The 20,753-nt window shown below is 29.6% G+C and carries 21 protein-coding genes and 1 pseudogene (1 of these 22 only partly in view); 16 read left to right on the forward strand and 6 right to left on the reverse strand.

Translation table 11 applies throughout. The annotated features are described in order from the left end of the window. The first annotated feature begins 257 nt into the window (after positions 1-257). The 9 genes and pseudogenes from D2A34_RS26195 (at position 258) to D2A34_RS26235 (ending at position 8,184) form a co-directional block, all read left to right on the forward strand. A complete protein-coding gene (locus tag D2A34_RS26195) occupies positions 258-1,328 on the forward strand; it encodes a Fe(3+) ABC transporter substrate-binding protein (RefSeq protein ID WP_119368328.1) in 1,071 nt (356 codons plus the stop codon). Positions 1,329-1,417: 89 nt separating this feature from the next. Continuing rightward, positions 1,418-3,058 (forward strand): ABC transporter permease, encoded by a 1,641-nt coding sequence (locus tag D2A34_RS26200; RefSeq protein WP_119368329.1) that lies wholly within the window; start codon positions 1,418-1,420, stop codon positions 3,056-3,058. Next, a complete protein-coding gene (locus D2A34_RS26205) occupies positions 3,058-3,735 on the forward strand; it encodes an ABC transporter ATP-binding protein (protein ID WP_119368330.1) in 678 nt (225 codons plus the stop codon). Before D2A34_RS26200 ends, D2A34_RS26205 begins: the two co-directional genes overlap by 1 nt. Before the next feature lie 212 nt (positions 3,736-3,947). Further along, positions 3,948-4,178, forward strand: a complete 231-nt coding sequence (locus D2A34_RS26210) for a heavy-metal-associated domain-containing protein (protein WP_035766532.1) — start codon at positions 3,948-3,950, stop codon at positions 4,176-4,178. A 31-nt stretch (positions 4,179-4,209) separates the two neighbouring features. Then, positions 4,210-4,491 carry a hypothetical protein gene (locus D2A34_RS26215; RefSeq protein ID WP_024039039.1) on the forward strand — a complete coding sequence of 94 codons (282 nt, stop codon included), beginning with the start codon at positions 4,210-4,212 and terminating at the stop codon, positions 4,489-4,491. Between the two features lie 206 nt (positions 4,492-4,697). Then, a complete protein-coding gene (locus tag D2A34_RS26220; RefSeq protein ID WP_119368331.1) occupies positions 4,698-4,961 on the forward strand; it encodes a hypothetical protein in 264 nt (87 codons plus the stop codon). A gap of 138 nt (positions 4,962-5,099) precedes the next feature. Next, positions 5,100-6,368 carry a S8 family peptidase gene (locus D2A34_RS26225; protein WP_243128400.1) on the forward strand — a complete coding sequence of 423 codons (1,269 nt, stop codon included), beginning with the start codon at positions 5,100-5,102 and terminating at the stop codon, positions 6,366-6,368. Between the two features lie 99 nt (positions 6,369-6,467). Next, a pseudogene (locus D2A34_RS26230) lies at positions 6,468-6,815 on the forward strand (four-helix bundle copper-binding protein). A gap of 256 nt (positions 6,816-7,071) precedes the next feature. Next, positions 7,072-8,184: a YncE family protein gene (locus D2A34_RS26235; protein WP_119368333.1), complete on the forward strand. Its 1,113-nt coding sequence runs from the start codon at positions 7,072-7,074 to the stop codon at positions 8,182-8,184. Between the two features lie 119 nt (positions 8,185-8,303). Here the strand turns inward: D2A34_RS26235 and ftsX are convergent, their stop codons facing one another. Together ftsX and ftsE are read right to left on the reverse strand one after the other, a co-directional pair. After that, complete coding sequence (gene ftsX, locus D2A34_RS26240) at positions 8,304-9,197, reverse strand: permease-like cell division protein FtsX (protein WP_119368334.1); 894 nt, start codon at positions 9,195-9,197, stop codon at positions 8,304-8,306. Further along, positions 9,187-9,873 (reverse strand): cell division ATP-binding protein FtsE, encoded by a 687-nt coding sequence (gene ftsE, locus D2A34_RS26245; protein ID WP_119368335.1) that lies wholly within the window; start codon positions 9,871-9,873, stop codon positions 9,187-9,189. Before ftsE ends, ftsX begins: the two co-directional genes overlap by 11 nt. A gap of 227 nt (positions 9,874-10,100) precedes the next feature. Between ftsE and D2A34_RS26250 the strand changes: the two genes are divergently transcribed. The 4 genes from D2A34_RS26250 (at position 10,101) to lgt (ending at position 14,799) form a co-directional block, all read left to right on the forward strand. Then, positions 10,101-11,216: a C40 family peptidase gene (locus tag D2A34_RS26250; RefSeq protein WP_119368336.1), complete on the forward strand. Its 1,116-nt coding sequence runs from the start codon at positions 10,101-10,103 to the stop codon at positions 11,214-11,216. Between the two features lie 124 nt (positions 11,217-11,340). Beyond that, complete coding sequence (locus D2A34_RS26255; protein WP_119368337.1) at positions 11,341-12,813, forward strand: IS1182 family transposase; 1,473 nt, start codon at positions 11,341-11,343, stop codon at positions 12,811-12,813. 180 nt (positions 12,814-12,993) lie between these two features. Continuing rightward, positions 12,994-13,737 (forward strand): N-acetylmuramoyl-L-alanine amidase family protein, encoded by a 744-nt coding sequence (locus tag D2A34_RS26260; RefSeq protein ID WP_119368338.1) that lies wholly within the window; start codon positions 12,994-12,996, stop codon positions 13,735-13,737. Positions 13,738-13,968: 231 nt separating this feature from the next. Then, positions 13,969-14,799, forward strand: a complete 831-nt coding sequence (gene lgt, locus D2A34_RS26265; protein WP_119368339.1) for a prolipoprotein diacylglyceryl transferase — start codon at positions 13,969-13,971, stop codon at positions 14,797-14,799. A gap of 239 nt (positions 14,800-15,038) precedes the next feature. On the opposite strand, the gene D2A34_RS26270 is transcribed toward lgt, so the two are convergent. Then, on the reverse strand, positions 15,039-15,407 hold the full coding sequence (locus tag D2A34_RS26270; protein ID WP_119368340.1) for a hypothetical protein: 369 nt from the start codon (positions 15,405-15,407) through the stop codon (positions 15,039-15,041). Positions 15,408-15,733: 326 nt separating this feature from the next. Between D2A34_RS26270 and D2A34_RS26275 the strand changes: the two genes are divergently transcribed. The 3 genes from D2A34_RS26275 to D2A34_RS26285 all read left to right on the forward strand — a co-directional run bounded on the left by D2A34_RS26275 (position 15,734) and on the right by D2A34_RS26285 (position 18,610). Then, on the forward strand, positions 15,734-16,084 hold the full coding sequence (locus D2A34_RS26275; RefSeq protein ID WP_119368341.1) for a hypothetical protein: 351 nt from the start codon (positions 15,734-15,736) through the stop codon (positions 16,082-16,084). A 122-nt stretch (positions 16,085-16,206) separates the two neighbouring features. After that, the gene (locus D2A34_RS26280; RefSeq protein WP_119368342.1) at positions 16,207-17,958 is read left to right on the forward strand and encodes an urease accessory protein UreH domain-containing protein; all 1,752 of its coding nucleotides are present in this window, start codon (positions 16,207-16,209) and stop codon (positions 17,956-17,958) included. Positions 17,959-17,983: 25 nt separating this feature from the next. After that, positions 17,984-18,610, forward strand: coding sequence for a DUF2318 domain-containing protein (locus D2A34_RS26285; RefSeq protein ID WP_243128401.1), 627 nt, complete (start codon positions 17,984-17,986; stop codon positions 18,608-18,610). Between the two features lie 527 nt (positions 18,611-19,137). Here the strand turns inward: D2A34_RS26285 and D2A34_RS26290 are convergent. From D2A34_RS26290 to D2A34_RS26300, 3 genes are all read right to left on the reverse strand, one after another. Next, a complete protein-coding gene (locus tag D2A34_RS26290; protein ID WP_079441356.1) occupies positions 19,138-19,425 on the reverse strand; it encodes a Dabb family protein in 288 nt (95 codons plus the stop codon). A gap of 152 nt (positions 19,426-19,577) precedes the next feature. Continuing rightward, a complete protein-coding gene (locus D2A34_RS26295; protein WP_119368343.1) occupies positions 19,578-20,375 on the reverse strand; it encodes an SDR family oxidoreductase in 798 nt (265 codons plus the stop codon). A 73-nt stretch (positions 20,376-20,448) separates the two neighbouring features. Continuing rightward, positions 20,449-20,753: the end of a helix-turn-helix transcriptional regulator gene (locus D2A34_RS26300; protein WP_119368344.1), read on the reverse strand. The gene runs 610 nt beyond the window's last position; 305 of the gene's 915 nt are visible here — the last part of the coding sequence; its start codon lies off the right edge, out of view; it ends in the stop codon at positions 20,449-20,451.

Below are 20,753 nucleotides of genomic sequence, written 5' to 3' on the forward strand. Positions count from 1 at the left end.
ATTATAACAATATATTATAAGCACCTTCAAAGATTATTATAGTGTATTACTTAATATCTTAAAGGTGCTTTTTGAAAAAACTAATAGAACATTATAGATATTCATAGTTTTGTTATTTTTTCTAATAAGTTTCTTTTGTGTAAGCAAATGTTGGAAATGAAAAATATTATTTGACTTAGATATAAATATAATATATTATTGAGAATGAAAATCATTAATTCGAAAGAAAAATTACTTTATGAGGAGAGATAAATAAAATGAGGAAGAAATCACTAATAGCAACAATAGCAACAACAATAATTGCAACATCAATTTTAGTTGGGTGTGCAGGTAAGTCAGCAGATACAAACACTAATAACGCTGATGCTCAAAAGGAACAAATAGTTAACGTATATTCAGAAAGAAATTACGATGTTGATAAACAACTTTATGCAGATTTTGAAAAACAAACAGGTATTAAAGTTAATGTAATTGAAGGAAAAGCAGATGAATTACTTGAAAGACTTGTAAGAGAAGGTAAGGATACAGAAGCTGATATGTTTATAACTTCAGATGTAGGTAGATTACATAAAGCTAAAGAGCAAGATGTTCTTCAATCAATATCATCAGATACTATATCTAACAATGTTCCAGAAAACTTAAGAGATAAAGATAACCATTGGATTGGATTAACAGTAAGAGCTAGAGTTCTTGTTTATGATAAAGATAGAACAAAACCTGAACAGTTATCAACCTATGAAGATTTAACAAGTGAAAAGTGGAAAGGTAAAGTATTAGTTAGAGGTTCAGATAGTGTCTATAATCAATCATTAGTTGCTTCGTTTATAGAGTTAAATGGTGAAGAAAAGACAACTGAATGGGCTAAGGGGATTGTAGCAAATCTTGCAAGAGAGCCAAAGGGAAATGATAGGGATCAAGCTAAGGCAGTGGTTGCAGGTGAAGGTGATGTTGCGATAATGAATACATATTATGTTGGGAAGATGCTAACTTCATCTGATCCTGAGGAAGTAAAAGTTGCAGAAAAGGTTGGTGTATTTTTCCCAAATCAATCAACTAATGGAACACATATAAATGTAAGTGGTGCTGGTGTAGCAAAAAATGCTAAGAACAAAGAAAATGCAGTTAAGTTAATAGAATTCTTATCAGGAGCAGAAGCTCAAAAGTTGTTCGCAGAAGCTAATTTTGAATATCCAGTAAATAAGGATGTAGAGCCTTCAGAACTTTTAAAATCTTGGGGAGATTTTAAGACTCAAAACATAAATTTAACAAAGCTTGGAGAGAACAATAAAAAGGCAGTAGAAATAATGAATGTAGTGGGATGGAAATAATTTTTAAGGCAGTCTGAGTGGACTGCCTTTTTAGCAGCTGTATAGGTATTAGTAAAAATAATTTAGAGAAAAGGGTGTGAAAAGAATTGATGGCATTGAGATATATTAAACATAAGTTAAATTCATGGGGAGTTTTAAGTTTTATATTTGTCTTATTAGTAGTTATACCAACTATGTATATAATTATTCATTTATTAGATAAACCTAATGAAAATTGGTATCATATAAAAACTTATCTCTTAAAGGACTACGTTATAAACACTATAAAGATAGTATTTGTTACAGGAATTTTTACAATGATAATAGGAACTACGCTAGCTTGGTTAATTGCTGCTTATGAGTTCCCTTTAAGGAAATTCTTTAAATGGGCACTTATTTTGCCATTAACAGTACCACCATATATAGCAGCATATACATATAATGGTGTATTTAATTATACTGGTGTAGTACAGAAATTCTTTAGAGATGTTATGAAAATGAATTTAGATCCTAAATATTTTGATATTATGTCAATAAAGGGATGTATATTCATATTTACAGTTTTTTTATTTCCATATGTATATATGATAACTAGGGCATTTCTAGAAAAACAATCTGCTTCACTTATTGAAAATGCACGACTTCTTGGAAGAAGTTCTAGTAGTATTTTTATTCATGTAATTTTGCCAATATCACGTGGAGCAATCGTTGGTGGAACTTCATTAGTCATTCTTGAGGTGCTTAATGATTTTGGAGTTGTATCTTATTTTGGAGTACAAACCTTTAGTACAGCTATATTTAAAACATGGTTTTCCATGGGAGATACAAGCACTGCTGTAAAATTAGCTTCTATGCTTATGTCTACAGTATTCATATTATTAAGTATTGAAAAATGGATAAGGGGAAGAAAGAAATATAGCTATACTACAGCTAAAGTAAGATCAATTGTCCCAATAAAATTAAAGGGTATAAAAGCTGTAGGTGCATTTAGTTATTGTTTTACTATTTTGAGTTTAGGCTTTATTATTCCGTTATTACAGCTTAGTCAGTGGAGCATTTTAACTTATAAAGAAATTCTCAATATTAAATTTGTAGGTCTTGTATTTAATACAATATGGATTGCAGTTATACCAACTTTGTTTATCATAGTTATGTCTTTAGTTATTGCAAATTTCTGCAGAATGAATAATAAATGGGTTTCTAAAGTTTTTTCTAAAATATCTATTTTAGGTTATTCTGTTCCTGGTGCAGTTATTGCAATTGGAGTAATACTTTTTATGGTAAGCATAGATAGAAAAATGGTATGGATTTACAAGCTTATTGATCCTAGCTCAAAGACTTTAGTTTTAAGTACAAGTATTTTTATGTTAATATTTGCTTATACTATAAGATTTTTAGCTATAGGATATCAATCTATTGAATCTGGATTTGATAAGATAGGAATGAAGTTTTTCGAAGTTTCAAGGACGCTTGGTCATAATGTTACTAAAACTTTTTTTAAAGTTGATTTATCTATGATGAAACCAGCAGTAATTAGTGCTTTTGCATTAGTATTTGTTGATGTAGTAAAGGAATTGCCGCTGACACTAATCTTAAGGCCATTTAACTTTAATACTTTAGCAACTAAGACTTATGAGTATGCAAGTAATGAAATGGTACATGAAGCATCAATTCCAGCACTTATAATAATATTAGTTAGTATTGTTTCTATCTATTTATTATATAGAATAGGGGATAAGGAGAAGAAATAATGTTTATAGAAATAAGAGATTTAAATTTTAAATATAGTAATTCAAAAACAGAAACTCTAAAGGATGTTAGTTTTAATATGAAAAAAGGAGAAATACTTTCTATCTTGGGAGAGAGTGGAGGAGGAAAAAGTACTGTTTTAAGATTAATAGCAGGACTTGAGAAGCCTTCAAATGGAAGTATTGTTATTGATAATAGGATTATATTTGATAATAATATTTTTATTTTACCAGAAAAAAGAGGAATAGGTATGGTATTTCAAGATTATGCACTTTTTCCTCATATGACAGTGGATGAAAACATTAAATTTGGACTTAATATTTTAAAAAGGAAGGAAAAAGAAGATAGAGTTAAGGAAATGCTTGAACTTGTTAATTTACAAGAGTTTGGAAAGCGATATCCTCATGAATTAAGTGGTGGTCAGCAGCAAAGAGTTGCTATAGCAAGGGCTTTAGCTCCAAAACCCTCAGTATTACTATTAGATGAGCCTTTCAGTAATTTGGATGCCAATTTAAAAATAAAAATTAGGGAAGAACTTAAAATAATACTTCATAAAGCGGGTATAACATCTATTTTTGTGACACATGATAAAGAAGATGTAAAAAGTATAGCGGATAAAGTAGTTATTTTAAAAGATGGGATAGTTGCTCAATTAGGAGAAGCAAAAGATGTAGAATAAGAATTTATATAAATATGAAAGGTGTATTAGGGCAAATGAAAATAATTGCATTAATACACCTTTTTCAATGAGGATAATAGATAATGATATATAGAGGTGAATTTTTAATTACTCAAATATTCAATCTTTAAAATAATTTTTTGGAATTTATAAATATCTTCATCTAATCTTCATATTATTAATGTAATATGTACATATAAGGAGGAGATAAATTGAAAAATTATAGTTTAAGTTTCAAACAAGAGAATATGCTTTGTCATAGATGTTTAATGAACGTAGTAAAAACTCTTAGCTCACTTCAAGGGTTAACAGACGTTGATGTTAATCTAGAATCTAAAAAGATAAAAATAACTTATAAAGATAAAAATGTATCAAAGGATGATATTAAATATATTGTAAACAAATCAATTTTAAGTGGGAAAATGGTTAAACTCACTTATTAAATATAGTTAAGATTTTAAGGAGGAAAATATTATGAATTGTCATAAAAATAAAAATGGAGAAAATAAAAAACACAATCCAATAAAACATATGTTAATGATGGTACTTTGTTGTGGATTACCTTTCATACTTGTAGCTGTACTTCCATTTCTAAGCATTGGGGGAGGTTTTAAAGCAGTAATAACAGGAATAGCACCTTTCATATGTCCTTTGATGATGTTATTCATGATCCCTATGATGTTTAAAGGTATGAAAAATGGAGATTGTTGTAGTGGTAAGAAAGAAGTAGATAATGAACAAATGAAGATAAAATAATTATAATAAATTATTTAAACAAAAAAGAAGTTAATGGATAATTTATATAATCATTAACTTCTTTTTATTACAAAAATTTATACATTTATATTTGAAAAATAATACTTAAATAGTTAATTGTAACAAATATACATAAAATCTACATAATGATATGGTATATTACAAATGTAACGTATACGTATGCATATATATAAGGAGGAATTATTATGAACGCAATAAGTAACAATTCAGCAATATCAAATTTACAGATAGGCTACAATAGAAATCATATTCATGGAAATATGTCTAAGGAAAAAGCAAGTCATGACATGTCTAAAATGAATGAAGTATCTAACAAAGATCAAATGAAAACAGATTGTAATATGCAAGGAATGCACCAAGATTCCGCTGTATCATCAGCTGATAAAAGTGATTCTGGTAAAAATGCTGTTGATAGTAATTTAGGAAGAACCATTGATGTTCAAGTATAAATTATAATATTACTTTAAGGTGATTTCTGTAATGCACAGAAGTCATCTTTTCAATTATATTGATAGTTAATTTATTATTACGTTCAAACAATTAAGGGTTTAATAATATAAATGATAAAGTTAAAGGAGGTTTTTACTGTGAAAAAATTTACTATAGGTGTAATAGCTACATCGATAATACTTTCAATAAGTTTTATAGCAACGAGTGCATATATAAAAAATAATATAAGTGATTCCATATACAATAGTAAATCTGATACGGCTAAAAGTTTAGCACAAACAACAGCAAGTACTTATTCAAATAAGCTGGTTAGACATATTGGAATAGTTAAGTTGTATAACGGAGAATATATAATAGTAATGCATAATATTAATGAGAAAGATATTTTGGATACAATACGAGAGATAGAAGAAAATCAAGGAGATGAGGAACCTAAGAATATAGAAATAATTAAACCAATAGATAGAACTACTGTAAATGAAGATTTTAAATTAGAAGATATAAATCAAAATAATAATGTTACTGTAAATGATCCAGGCTATAAATATGAATGGTATATTCCCTATACAGAAGCTGATAAGGCATGGTCTCTAATAAATCAGAAAAAGGAAGTTAAAGTAGCAGTTTTAGATACAGGAGTAGATTATACGCATCCAGATTTGGCAAATAGGGTTGATGTAGAAAATGGTTATAATTTTGTAGATAATAATTATGATACAATGGATTACAATGGACATGGAACGCATATATCAGGTATAATTTCAGCACAAGGGAATAATGGAATAGGCTTGGTAGGTATAACAGGAAATCTAGATGTAAAGATCCTTCCAATAAAGGTATTAGATGAAAGCGGATATGGAGAAACTATCAATATAGTTAAAGGAATTATATATGCTGTAGATAGTGGAGCAGATATAATTAATTTAAGCCTTGGAGTCCAAGCTAAAAGTGAATTAATTGCAAAGGCAATAGAATATGCAAAAAGTAAAGGTGTATTTATAGTAGCTGCTGCTGGCAATGATAATGAAAATAGCGATAATTTCAGCCCGGCTGGTGATGGCGCATTTACAGTAGCTGCAATGAATTATAATTATAGAAAGGCTTATTTCTCTGACTATGGTAATTCTATAAAGGTTGCAGCACCAGGTGTACAAATGTTAAGTACAGTCCCAGGCGGTTATGAGGCTTGGGATGGAACAAGCATGTCAGCCCCAGTAGTATCGGGAATTGCAGCTATGCTTAAAGCTGAAAAACCTGATTTATCTATAAAGCAAATAGAAGATATTTTACAGAGTACAGCCACAGATATAATGTATGAAGGTAGAGATCAAACATCAGGATATGGACTTGTAAATGCATATAGTGCTCTTAAAAAAGTAAAAGAAATGGAAAAGGTGAGTAATTAACTGCTAATAATGTTACTGCATAATAATTGTCTATTTACAAAAAATAATTTAGAAGATATTTAAAAATATCTTCTAAATTATTTTTAGGAGGACAATAGAATGAGTATGGCAGTAATGACTCAAAATAAATATCAAACTTGTATTGATGAATGTAATAGGTGTGCACAATCATGCTATGAATGCTTTAAAGCATGCTTAAATGAACCAGATGTAGGTGCAAGAAAAAATTGTATAAGTATGCTTGTTGAATGTGCACAAATGTGCCAAATGTGATCTTCACTTATGGCAATGGAAGGGCAATTTATAAAAGAACATTGTCAATTGTGTGCTACTGTTTGCGATAGATGTGCATCAGAATGTCAAATATTTGGAGATACTCATTGTGAGCAATGTGCTATAGACTGTCACAGATGTGCTGAGGAATGCAGAAAAATGGCTAGTATGTAAAGATAAATAACCTAATTTATAATGAGTAATTATTATATCATGTAAGTTTACTCTTTATTTTTTGTATAAAATACATTTGGTTAAATACTGACAATCGTATAATATTAATTATAATAATGAACTATATAAATATATAGTAGTATTCATGTGAAGTTTATATTTATTAATAACTATTATTGTTCAATGTATTTTCTACATAATACATTATTATAATAATATATATAGAAATTCATACCAAAGAGAAAGGATGAAAAAAATGTTAAAAAATAAACTTATAAAATTAATAACAACTTTTACAGTTTTAACACTTGTACTTACAGGATGTGGTAATGCGGTAAAAGAAAATAAATCTAATAATCAAACACAAAATCAAAATCAAACTCAAAAGAATGCAGAAGAAAAAGCTCATTTCTATTTTACTGCCAATGAGAGTGGAAGCATTTCAAAAATAGATGCTACAACTAATGAGGTTATAGATACAATTAAAGAAGCAGAAGGAACACCACATAATGTACAGGTTTCACCTGATGGAAAAGTAGTTGGCTATACATTAGCAGCAGAAATGAAAGAAAATCAATCTGAAGATGAAAACATGGACATGAAAGGTAAAGATAAGGATATGGATATGGAGAGCAAATCTTATGCTATGTTTTATGATGCAGATACAGGAAAGCTTATTAAAAAAGTCGAAATAGGAAATCATCCAGCTCATATAGTATTTACAGAGGATGGGAAATATGTACTTGTAACTAATAATGAAGACAATAATGTATCTGTAATTGATGCAAAAAATTATAAGGTAGTTAGTACTGTTAGTGTTGGAAAAGGTCCTCATGGATTCCGAATTTCAAAAGATAGTAAATATGCATATGTAGCAAATATGGGTGAAGATACTATTAGTGTTGTTGACATTGAAAATAATAAGGAAGTTAAGAAGATTACAGTTGGTAGCACACCTGTTACAACAGCGATAACAAGTGATGATAAAACTTTAGTTGCAACAGTTAATGGGGAAAATGCTCTTGCAATAGTTGATTTAGCTACAGAAAAAGTTGAAAAAGTACCAGTAGGCGTAGGACCAGCTCAAGTATATATTCAATCAGATAACAAATATGCTTTTGTGGCAAATCAAGGAACAGAAGAAGTACCATCTAATACTGTTTCAAAGATAGATATGGTAACTAAAAAAGTTGTTGCAATGATAGAAACTGGGAAGGGAGCTCATGGAGTAGTAGTTAGTCCTGATAATAAATATGTTTATGTGACTAATATGTATGAAGGAACCGTAAGTGTTATTGATAATATCACAGATAAGGTTATTAAAACAATACAGGTTGGGAAAGAGCCAAATGGAATAAGTTATAGATAACTATATCTATATAATAAGAATTGAATTAGCATATTTAAATAAAAATTATAATAGGAAAAGTGTATTGAATTCTTACATAGTCAGATTTCAATACACTTTTATTAAATTTTTTTATGTATTTACACTTTTAAGAATTTATACAGAGACCACGAACTTCCAAGGCCCCCAATAAGAATTCCAACTAATAAGAGCTGCCATTGAAGCGTTTGAGTAACATAAGAAGTTGGTAATAAGTTTGCTAAAAGTAAGCTCTCATTTATATTTATAAAGGCTGTTTTATAAAGATAATATAGCAAAGTATTTGCACCAATAGTTCCTATTAAACCTATAACAGCACCTTCAATAATAAATGGCCATCTTATAAACCAATCAGTTGCTCCAACAAACTTCATTATTCCAATTTCTTTTCGTCTTGAATATATTGCGAGTTTTATAGTATTACTAATTAAAAATACTGATACTGATACCATTACTATAGATAAAGCAATTCCAATCCATTTTACACTTTTTGATATAGAAATAATTTTATCTGTAAAATCTTTGTCATTACCAATAGACTCTACACCTTCCATGTCATCTAATGAACTTACTACCTGCTGAGATGTTTCAGGGGTTTCTAAGGTAACAATATATGAATTAGGTAATGGATTATTTGAAGCATCATAATTATCTAATAGTGATTCATCATCTTTAGACACTTGCTCTGAAAACTTCTCTAAGGCCTTAGATTTATCTTCAAATTCAATATTTTTAACACCAGAAATTTCGTTTAATTTTTGTTCAATATTTTCTTGATCGGTGCTGTTTATGTCATCTTTTAGAAATACTTGCACTTGTATTTTTGATTCTACATCGCTCATTCCTAGATTTACATTTTGCATCAATATTATGAAAACGCCTAAAATAAGCATTGTAGCAGTAACGGTAACTGTAGAAGCTAAACTTATCGTTGCATTTCTTTTTAAACTTTTAAATGCTTCGCTAATGTAATATTTAAATGAATTAATTGTCATAATCGTATTTCCCCCTAATTTCATCCCTTACTATAGTTCCATTTTCAATGGCAATTACTCTTTTTTTCATTGAATCTACAATATCCTTAGCATGTGTAGCCATGAGGATAGTTGTACCAGTTTTGTTAATGTTATTAAGCGTATCCATAATATCCATTGCAGTTTCAGGATCAAGATTTCCAGTTGGTTCATCGGCAATTAATAGAGCAGGATTATTAACTATAGCTCTAGCAATAGAGACTCTTTGCTGCTCTCCTCCAGATAATTCATTTGGAAATGACTTGAATTTACTAGATAAACTAACAAGTGCTAAAGCCGTAGGCACTTTCTTTCTTATATCTTTGCTACTAGCACCAGTTACTCTTAACGCAAAAGCTACATTTTCATAAACATTAAGAGTAGGTATTAGTTTAAAGTCTTGAAATATTACTCCTATTTTTCTTCTATAAAAAGGTATTTGGTTTTTCTTTAGATTGGTTACATCAGTTCCATTTAAAATTAGTTTACCGTTAGTAGGATCGATTTCTTTAAAAAGTAATTTTATAATTGTTGATTTACCAGCTCCGCTTGAACCTACTAAAAAAGCAAAGTCACCATTATCTATAGTTAAATTTACATTTTTCAGGGCTAGTGTGTTATTATCATATACTTTAGTAACATCTACAAACTGAATCATTAGTAATCCTCCAATATTAATTTATTTTATGTATAGTTATTTAACTAAATTATTAAAAATTATTTCTGCAATATTATAACTTTTTATTATGAAGAAATTATGTGTTTTTTAATGGGAATATATTCTTATGTGAAATCTTCATAATTTCTACACAACTTTAGTGTAAAATATGAGATAACTTTACAAACGAGGAATCAAGTATTGCTCTATGAAAAAGGAGAGATATAATGAAAAGAACATCTAGAACAATTATGTTTGCTGTTGCATTAGCTCTAGCAACTCAAGTTTCGGCAATTGCCGCGCCAGTATCTAGCCAAAGCCAAACTCAACAAAGTCAATTGGAAGAAAATAAAAATTCACTGAAGGAAGCGCAAGATAAAAGACAAGAACTTGAATTGAGTATTGAAAGGCTAGACAACCAAATTGAAGCGTATATGATGAAAATAGACGAAAATAAAAAGAGCATAACTTCAACAGAAAACGATATCGAAAAGTATAAGAAGGAAATCTCAAGAGTTGAAGAAGAAGTAAAGGCTCAACAAGAAGTTTTAGATCAAAGAGTAAGATCAATGTATATAAACGGGCAATCTGATTATTTTAAGATTATACTAGAATCAGAAAGCTTTAGTGATTTAGTCACAAAAGTAGAAACAATAAGAAAAATAATAAGCCTTGATAAAAAGGTCATAAGTGACTTAAATGAAAAGAAGGAAGAAGTAGAAGATAAAAAAGTAACTCTTGAGCAAAAGTATGATGATCTACTTGCGCTAAAGACTGAAAATGAAAGCAAGCTAACAAGCTTAAATAGTGATATAGCATCTCAAAAGACACTTATTGAAGAAGCTAAAGTTCAGGAGAGATTATTTGCTTCAAAGGTAGATGAATCTCAGGAATTAGTTAACCAAACTATAGCTCAAGTGAGTCAAATAAGAAGTGAAGCACCTAGATATACACCTTCAAGAGGATCAGGGACAAGCGCTGCGCCAGTTTCGGATAATAATATAATAGCATATGCTTCAAATTTCTTAGGAACTCCTTATTTATGGGGTGGGACAAGTCCTTCTACAGGTTTTGATTGTTCAGGATTTACTCAATATGTATATGCTCATTTTGGAATAAAAATCGGAAGAACAACTTACGACCAAATAAATGATGGATATCAAGTTTCAAAAGATGAACTACAGCCTGGAGATCTAATATTCTATGGTGAGGGTGGTAATCCTACTCATATGGGAATGTATGTTGGAAATGGCACATATATTCACTCACCAAGAACTGGGGACGTGGTAAAAATATCGTCAATTAATAGATCGGATTATATTACAGCTAGAAGAGTAAAATAATAAATTTAAAAGTCTATGTTTTGAGAGTTAATATTTTAAAATACCGCATTATTGCGGTATTTCAGGCTGTCGACAAAGTCGACAGCTTTTAATTTTTCAATTAAAATTATATTGGGTGATAAAAATGATGACAAGAAAAGATGTAGATAATAGATTTCAAATTGAATTTAATAGTGTAGATGCATTAGTTCCTAAAAATCATTTAGTTAGGAAAATTGATAAAGCCATAGATTTTAACTTTATATATGATGAGGTTGCAGAGTTATACTCTGCGTTCGGTGCGCCAAGCATTGATCCAGTAGTGTTAATTAAAATTATTATGATTCAGTATTTGTTTGGCATTCCATCAATGAGGCAGACGATAAGAGAAATTGAAGTAAACATAGCATATAGATGGTTTATTGGATATTCGTTTAATGAGAAGATACCCCATTTTTCAACTTTTAATAAAAACTATGAAAGAAGATTTAAAGATACTGATTTATTCAATGTAATTTTTACAAAAATATTGGAGGAAGCTGATAAGCATGGCTTTATAAATTTATCAGAAATATACATAGATTCTACTCATATAAAGGCTAGTGCTAATAAGCGAAAATATACTAAAAAGGAAATTGAAACGGAAGCTAAAAAATATCAAAATCAATTAGAAAAAGAAATAGATGAAGATAGAGAAAAACATGATAAGAAACCTTTAAAAAAAACTGAAAAATCAACCGACACGAAGGTAATTGTGGAAAGTACTACTGATAAAGATAGTGGTATGTTTTATAAGAATGAGAAAGAAAAATGTTTTGCATACTTAGCTCATACCGCCTGTGATAACAATAACTATATTTTAGATTTTCATGTTACATCCGGAAATGTACATGACAGTGTTGGATTTATTGATTTATACAAAAGTTTGAAAGAAAAGTACTGCATTAATGACATTCTAGCAATAGCTATGGATGCGGGATATATAACACCGTACATATGCAAAACACTATTTGATGATAATATTTTACCTACACTTCCATATAAAAGGCCGATGACGAAGGATGGTTTTTTCAAAAAGTATGAGTATGTTTATGATGAATATAATGATATTTATATTTGTCCGAATGACAAAATATTAAAATATAGTACAACCAATAGAGATGGCTATAGAGAATATAAATCTAATCCATGTGAATGCCAAAAATGCCCGCACATAAATAAATGTACAAACAGTAAAAATCATCAGAAGCTTGTAACTAGGCATGTTTGGGAGGATTATCTTGAAGAAGCAAATCATCTTAGACATGATAGGTATGTAAACTCTGTTTACAAATGTAGAAAAGAAACAATAGAAAGAGTTTTTGCCGATGCTAAGGAAAAGCACAGTATGAGATATACACACCTAAGAGGCTTAGCCAAAATGAAAATGGAGGTTACGCTTACTTTTGCATGCATGAATTTAAAAAAGATGGCAAGTTATTTATGGAAAAGGAACGATGGCTATCGCGTCGATAGGACTTTTAACATCTTAATAATGAGAATCTTAACAAATAATATCCTAAAATTAACAAAAAGCATTTTCTTAGCTAGAAGAAAATGCTTTTTGTCTACAATCTGAAATACCGCATTATTGCGGTATTTTTATTTTCTAGAACTATTATCTTCATCATATCTTCATAAATTTCCATTATAATATGTGATTATGATTATCATTTATAACAAAAGATAATTATTTTTAAAATAAAGGAAAAAATATTCTTAAAGAATTTACAAATGATGGTGAGGGGCAGATGTTATCATGAATTTAAAAAGACCATTTTTTATTACATTGCTTATGAGTTTAATAGCAATTTTTTCAGTATTAATTATAGTTATTAAGGATGATAATCTTTTAAATTATATTACGAATTTTGTGCAAAATACTGATGAATCTAAGTCAGATAATTTAACTAAAAATATTAAATTAGAAGCAAATCCAAAGCAACTTAAAACAGTTGTTATTGATCCAGGACATGGCGGGTATGATGCAGGTTCAGTTGGTGTAAATGGAACAATAGAGAAAAATGCTACTTTATCAATTTCCTTAAAATTAGGTGCTATTTTAGAAAAGAAAGGATTTAATGTTGTTTATACTAGAGAAAGTGACAAAGTTACTTGGCCTTCTGATAATAAAAAAGATTTGGCAGCACGAGCAGCTATAGCTAATGAAGCCTCAGCTGACATTTTTATAAGTATCCACCTTAATACTTTTCATATGGAAGAGGTAAGAGGTACTGAAACATATTATAATAAGGTAAGTATAGAAGGAAAGAAGATCGCAGAGTTAATTCAAAAGGAAATTGTAAATGATGTGAAGCTTAAGGATAGAGGAGCGCAACCGGGAAACTTTTCTGTTTTAAAAAAAGTAACTGCTCCAGCTGCACTAATTGAGTTGGGTTATATTAGTAACAGAAGTGAAGAGTCTTTACTTAACAGTATAAGTTATCAAAATAAGATTTCTGGAGCGATAGCCGATGGAATTTATACCTATTTCAATTCTTAATATGATTTTGTTTGCTTTTCACAATACTATTTTAAATTACATATGATAAAGAAATATTTTAAGATGTTAACATAATGAAATTATATGGTTTAATATATTAAATTTAAAATAAATATAATAATCTTCATATATTCTACATATTGTATTGCTATTATATTTACTAAATAAACTAATTATTTTCAAAGCTATTGAGGATAAATAATTTTTTGAGTAAGGAAAGGAACTAATATTATGAAGGAACTTTTTAGCATTGGACCAATACATATATATTTTTTCGGTTTAATGATAGCAATAGCAGCAATTGCGGGTGGTGCATTTGCAATTAAACAGGGAGAAAAAAGAGGAATAAATGAAGATATAATGTTTAACTTAATTATTATAGTACTAATATCAGGCGTCTTAGGAGCTAGGTTATTCTATATACTCTTTTATAATCCATCATTCTATTTTAACAACCCAGGAGAAATTATTAAAATAGATGAAGGTGGGCTCTCAATACATGGAGGAATTTTTTCAGCCATAGTTGCTGGGTATGTGTATTCTATAAAAAGCAAGATTGCATTTTTTAAACTCGCAGATATTGCAGTTATGGGGATAGCATTAGCTCAAGGGATTGGAAGAGTTGGTTGCGATGTATTTGGTAAAGCTATGATTAATATAATGCCATGGGGTATAAATTATAATGGACAAATACTACATCCAGTGCAAGTATACGAGTTTATTTTAGATTATATCTTATTTATAATTTTATGGAGAAGAAGTTATAAGAAAAAATTTGAAGGAGAGTTATTTGTTATTTATTTAATAGCGTTTCCTATAATAAGAGGAATTGTTGAGTTCTTTAGAATAAATCCAGTTGTATGGGGACCATTTTCAATTTCTCATTTGCTAAGCTTTATTCTAGTTGTTATTGGCATAGTAAGCTATATATTGTTAGCAAAGAGAACTAAAGAAGATTGTGATATTTTTACAGAGAATAAAATAAGTTTAGCAACTGTGATATTTTATTTAATTGCTTTAATAGCAGTATCTATTTTTATATTTTATTTTGTACAAGGTTAACTATATGAATTCCAATACGCTGTTATTTGTTAGTATATTAGGAATGGGATAATTGTATTACAAAATTAAAGGGGCATATCAATTTAATATAGCTCCTTTAATTTATAAATTAATTTTGACATAGTAACGCCTATTATCTCTTACTTTAATTTTTGAGAAATATTTATAGCCATAAACAGCATAAGTGTTTAGCAGTTTATGAGCTTAATAAACTAATAATATTACTCTTTTTTTTATTATTAAGCATAGTCTAGATGATATGCTGGATGATATGGATAATAAGCATATTGTGGTGAAATATAAGGGAGTAGGTATAATCCGGTTAAATCAGTAAGTGGTACATCTTTGGGTTCAAAGCGTCTATATCTTTGAAAGCGATGATTATCTTCATCATATTGTCGTTGTTCATTGGGAATATTTTTATATTCTGTTTTAATTATATCTTTACCAACTAACACTATAATACGGTTTGCCTCTACACTTGTGACAATACCATCAAATGTACTCCCATCTTTCATTATAAAGATAATATGATAATATAAGAAGTTTTTACATTTATTGTATAAAGAAGCTACATCGATATGGTAGTCATTTCTTTTAAATTTCATTTATGAAGGCACCTCCTTGCTAATATAATGGTATTCACTTGCAAGTAGAATTGTGATATTTAAATTAATAATTAGTTACAAGTAAATTCCAAACTTTTTATGTTTTATTTAATAAATATAATCTTAATTGTCTATTCCATTAACATAAAATTAATTTGATATAAATTGGAAAACTTCATATAATCTACATAATTAAGTTGTAATATATAAAGTAAAATAATAATTTGAATTGGCATAGCTTTGCAGATAGACTAGTTTGTTATACAGTACAGCTATTTGCTAAGAATTGTTATGGGCAAAATATAAAATGCAAGGAGGATATAACAATGAAAAAATTCAAAAAACTAACGACTAGCTTTGTTGCATCGCTGACACTATTAGCAGTAGTTCCTGTAGCTGCACAGGCAGAATGGAAAGAAAGCAGCAATGGGTGGTGGTATTCACAAGGTAGTTCTTATTCTACTAGTTGGAAAAATATTGACGGACAATGGTACTATTTTGGTTCTGATGGATATATGAAAACCGGATGGATTAAAGATAATGGAAACTGGTATTATCTCAATGGAGATGGCACTATGGCTCGCAATACAACAATTGAGGGTTATTATATAAATAGTAGTGGAACTATTAGTTCAGATCAAACAGCAACGTCATCTAGCACATGGAGTTGTCACTAGATAAATAAAATATCTTAATATGAATTGAAATTCCTAGAAATAGAGCCTTAAAGATATTATCTCATAATTATTATATAACTGATAATATGTAAGTTTGTGATTTATGCTAAAGGGAGGTAAATTTGAAGATAAAGAAAGAAAAAATAAAAGTCTACGATATGACTTGTAATTCATGTGAGAATAGAGTAGAAAGATCATTAAAGGCGTTAGAAGGGATAGTTAGTGTTAAAGCTAGCTACAGTAAAGAACAAGTCCTAGTTGAATATGATGCTGAAATTTGCGATATTGATAAGATAAAAGAAAGTGTTAAAGTTGCAGGTTATAGTGTTAAGAATTCTAATAGCTATAAGGTTATCGGAATATTTATAGTGGCAGCTGCAATAATATTTTTAGGAAGCACTACAGGCGGATTTGATATGAATGCTAAGCTTAATGGAGCTTCATATATTGTTTTGTTTATAATAGGTATGCTTACATCAATTCATTGTGTTGGAATGTGTGGTGGAATTATGCTTTCACAAAGTATATCTAAAAAAGATGTGAGTAAATTTCAAGCAATACGACCTGCAATACTATATAATTCTGGTAGAGTCATTGCCTACACAGCAATAGGAGGTATTGTAGGAGCATTAGGGTCAGTACTCTCTCTTTCATTAGCTGTTAAATCAGCAATGCAAATATTTGCAGGTGTTTTTATGATTATTTTAGGATTAAATATGGCTGGCTTTGGTGTGTTTAGGAAAATAAATTTAAAAGTGCCTTGGTCTGCATGTTCTGTGAAAAATAAACCAACAGCTCCATTTTTAATAGGTCTTTTAAATGGATTAATGCCATGTGGACCGCTACAAACAATGCAATTATATGCATTGGGCACAGGAAGTGCTGTAAAAGGCGCAATATCAATGTTTTTGTTCTCACTCGGAACAGTTCCATTAATGTTGACTTTTGGTGCATTGTCGGGACTGTTAAGTAAAGGTTATACAAAAAAGATATTGAAAATGAGTGGATTTTTAGTGATAATCCTAGGGATTATTATGGGGAATAGAGGACTTGCTCTTTCAGGAATAGGAATACCAAGCTTTATGGATTTAACGAAGGATTATGTTTCAAGTTCTTCATCTGAATCTGATATTGGTAAAGCAGTATTAAAAGATGGGATTCAAGAAATAACTATGATAGTAGATGGAAATGGATTCACTCCAAATCAATTTTATGTTAAGAAGGATGTACCAGTAAAGTGGGTTATAAAAGGTGACTCAATAAATCCATGTAACAATGCGATTGCTATTCCAACGCTAAATATAGAGAATACTATAAAGTCTGGAGAAAATATAATAGAATTTACTCCAAGCGATAAAGATATTAACTTTAGTTGTTGGATGGGAATGATCAAAGGAACAATTAAAGTGATAGATAATCTTGATATGGTAGATACCTCAAAATCAGATGAATCAATACAAGAAGAACGACCTCCTAGTATTTACGGTGATGATTTAAATCAAGTATCAACTGACAGATTGATTAAAAAGACTACAGTTTCAGATAATATCCAGTCTATTGATATAAGAGGAATAGGTTATGAACTTGAACCGCTTATCATAGTTGCAAACAAGGGAATGAATACTAGGATATCACTAGATTTAAGAGCCTTTGATACTTCAGATGAGAAATTAAAAATAATAAATAGTGATACAAAGGAAAATATTACTTCAGCTGATGTTATCAAAGGAATAATTACTATGGATGTAAAACTTGATAAAGTAGGTAAATTTGCAATAGTAAATTCAAGTAATGTATTAACGGTTATCCAGGTAGTAGATGACATAAATAGTGTAGACTTAGAAAAAGTAAGAGAACAATATTTTAGTAAGTAAATAATTATATTATGGAGGAATTAAGATGGGAAAAAATGAACTAAAAAATCAACAAAAACCTTCGGGAATGAAACAGACTAATAAGTTAAAAAAATTAATTATTATGGGAATAGCTTTACTTAGTATATTTGCTATGGTAGGATGTTCATCTTCAAGCAAGGAAAGTTCAGCAAATACTAATAGTGAAGCTAGTACTAGCAGTAATTCAAGCAAGAGTAGTGATTCAAGTAGTAGTAATAAAGAAAGCAAGAGCGCAGATTCAAAAGCAACTACAGCTGATATTGTACCAGGAATAGAAATTAATAAATCAGAAATTTCTACTACAGCAAAGTTTTATCCATATGAAGCAGATGGTATTAAGATGGAAGTTTTAGCATTAAAGGCTAAAGATGGTACAATAAGAACTGCATTAAATACTTGTCAGGTATGTTACGCTTCAGGAAAAGGGTACTATGTACAAGAAGGTGATGAATTAGTATGCCAAAATTGCGGTAACAGATTCGCATCAAATATGGTAGGAAAAACTAAGGGTGGATGTAACCCAGTACCAATATCAGATACAAGCAAAGTTGATGATGGTACTAAAATAACAATTGATAAAAACTTTTTAGATAAAAATAAAGCTTATTTCAGCAATTGGAAAGTTAGCTAAATATAAAAAAGATATAGGTGCGTGTTAAAATGTAAAATAAATTTAAAGTGATTTGTTTTTTTAGTCTTATACTAATATTTTAAATAGGTTTATAGCTTTGATACATTTAAAGTATTGATATTACTTAACTTAAGAGATGGGTGGAAGAATGAAATTTTCCACCATTCTTCCGCCCATCAACAAGATATGCGTTATTATTTTAAAATACATTATGTAAAGATAGGATATTTTAAATCTAAGGTTTGGTTTGTTTCCAATGACAAATAGATATAATAGAATATTCTAAGTTATAATTTAATAAAACTATTCAGCACACGCCTCATGTTGAAACTGTAGTTAAACTTATCAAGCAATAAAGCCATTTAAAGCATATTTTAATAAAAGATATAGGTATTTTCTAATAATTTGCCACCATTTCGTTTAAGATGGTGGCAAGTTTTTTAATATATTTTTTAAATATATTAATTATGATTTTTAAGAATAAGTAGTATTTTGTTGTACAAGCCTCTAAGTAGCTGTGTTGATATCTATAATTTATAACACACGGATGCTTGTGTATCTAAGACACTTCCAATAAATTGAGCAACTTCTAAGTGTTTAGGATGAGCGAGATATTTATCTAAATCTTCTAGTGTCGAAAACTTTGTAATTAGGATTATATCATAATTACTTCCACCAGGACGAATATTTATTTCTGCTTGAATATCTTTTAGAACTTCTATTTTTCCTCTCATACTTAGAAGAATTTCTTGTGTTTTTTTGATGTTGTCAGTATCTCTATTTCTTAATTTTAATAATAAATTATTTATAATCATATTGTTTTGCCTCCTATAATATTTAATGTAGTTTGTGCAATTTCTTGGCCATTGATTAAAAGAACAATTTTATTTTTATCAAATTTCCTATAAACAGTATGAACTCTATTTCCAAAATTATTTAAAAATAATTATATAGATATACTTTATTGTTATATAGTTCTAATTATCCCGCCATCAATAATATGCTCACTACCGGTAATGTAGGAAGCTCTGTCTGATACAAGAAAAGCAACAAGTTCAGCGATTTCTTCAGGTTTTGCCGGACGACCAAGTGGTATGCCACCAAGGTTATCCATTAATTCTTGACGTGCGCTATTATAGTCAATTCCAGAATTTTGAGCCATTCTTTCAATAAGACGCTCAGCAGCCTTTGTTTCTGTAAAGCCTGGGGCAACTGTATTTATGCGTATTCCGTCCACACCAAACTGCGTAGCTAGATTTTTGCTATAATTTGTTAGAGCTGCTTTAGCAGCGGAGTACGACATAGTCATTATACCAGGAAGCTTTCGCTGAATAGATGATATGTGAATTATTACACCTTTCTGCTGTTTAATCATAGATGGGAGAAAACCACGATCTAAACGTACAGCTGAAAAAAGATTTTTGTTAAAGGCTTGCAACCAGTCGTCATCACTTAAGCTTAATGCTCCAGCAGTTGAGGATGAAGAACCACCTACATTATTTATTAAAATATCCAAGCCTCCAAGTTTTTCAAGAGTTTCTTTAATAATTTTTTCAGTACCCTCTGGTGTGCTAACATTTGCTTGGATGAAGTCTATAGAATCTGGTAAATCATTGGGTATAGTTCGTGCAGTTGTTATTATTGTCGCACCTGCATTAAGCAAACGATCAACAATTGATCTACCTATGCCTTTAGTTCCGCCTGTCACAAGTACTCGTTTACCATCTAGTTCTTTGTTAATATCAAGTGATAAAGTATTTTCCATAATTAAAAATACCTCCTTTAAAATAATTTGTTTTATTTATTCAGTATAATTAAGTAAACTTGACGACATCACGTCAAGTTTTGGAATGATATTTATTTGCCATACTCTCTAGACGACTAGTAACTTCCTTGCGTACACTTTTAGGCTCGATAACTTCAAGAGTTGTACCAAAGGAAAAAAGGTAGTTATAGAGCCATTCACCCTCTGGAAGTGAAACAATTATAGTGTATGAGCCATCTTTATTTTGCGTAATATTCTCTTCTGTGAAATCATCATAAACACGGTAAGCCCCGTCGCATGATATTTTTAGTTTAAGTTGAATTTGATTTGTAGATACTTTTGATACTGATTCAAGTGTAAACTCTTGTGAATCTTGAT

It is taken from the genome of Clostridium chromiireducens (assembly GCF_003575225.1).
GTDB classification, from domain to species: Bacteria; Bacillota; Clostridia; order Clostridiales; family Clostridiaceae; genus Clostridium; species Clostridium chromiireducens.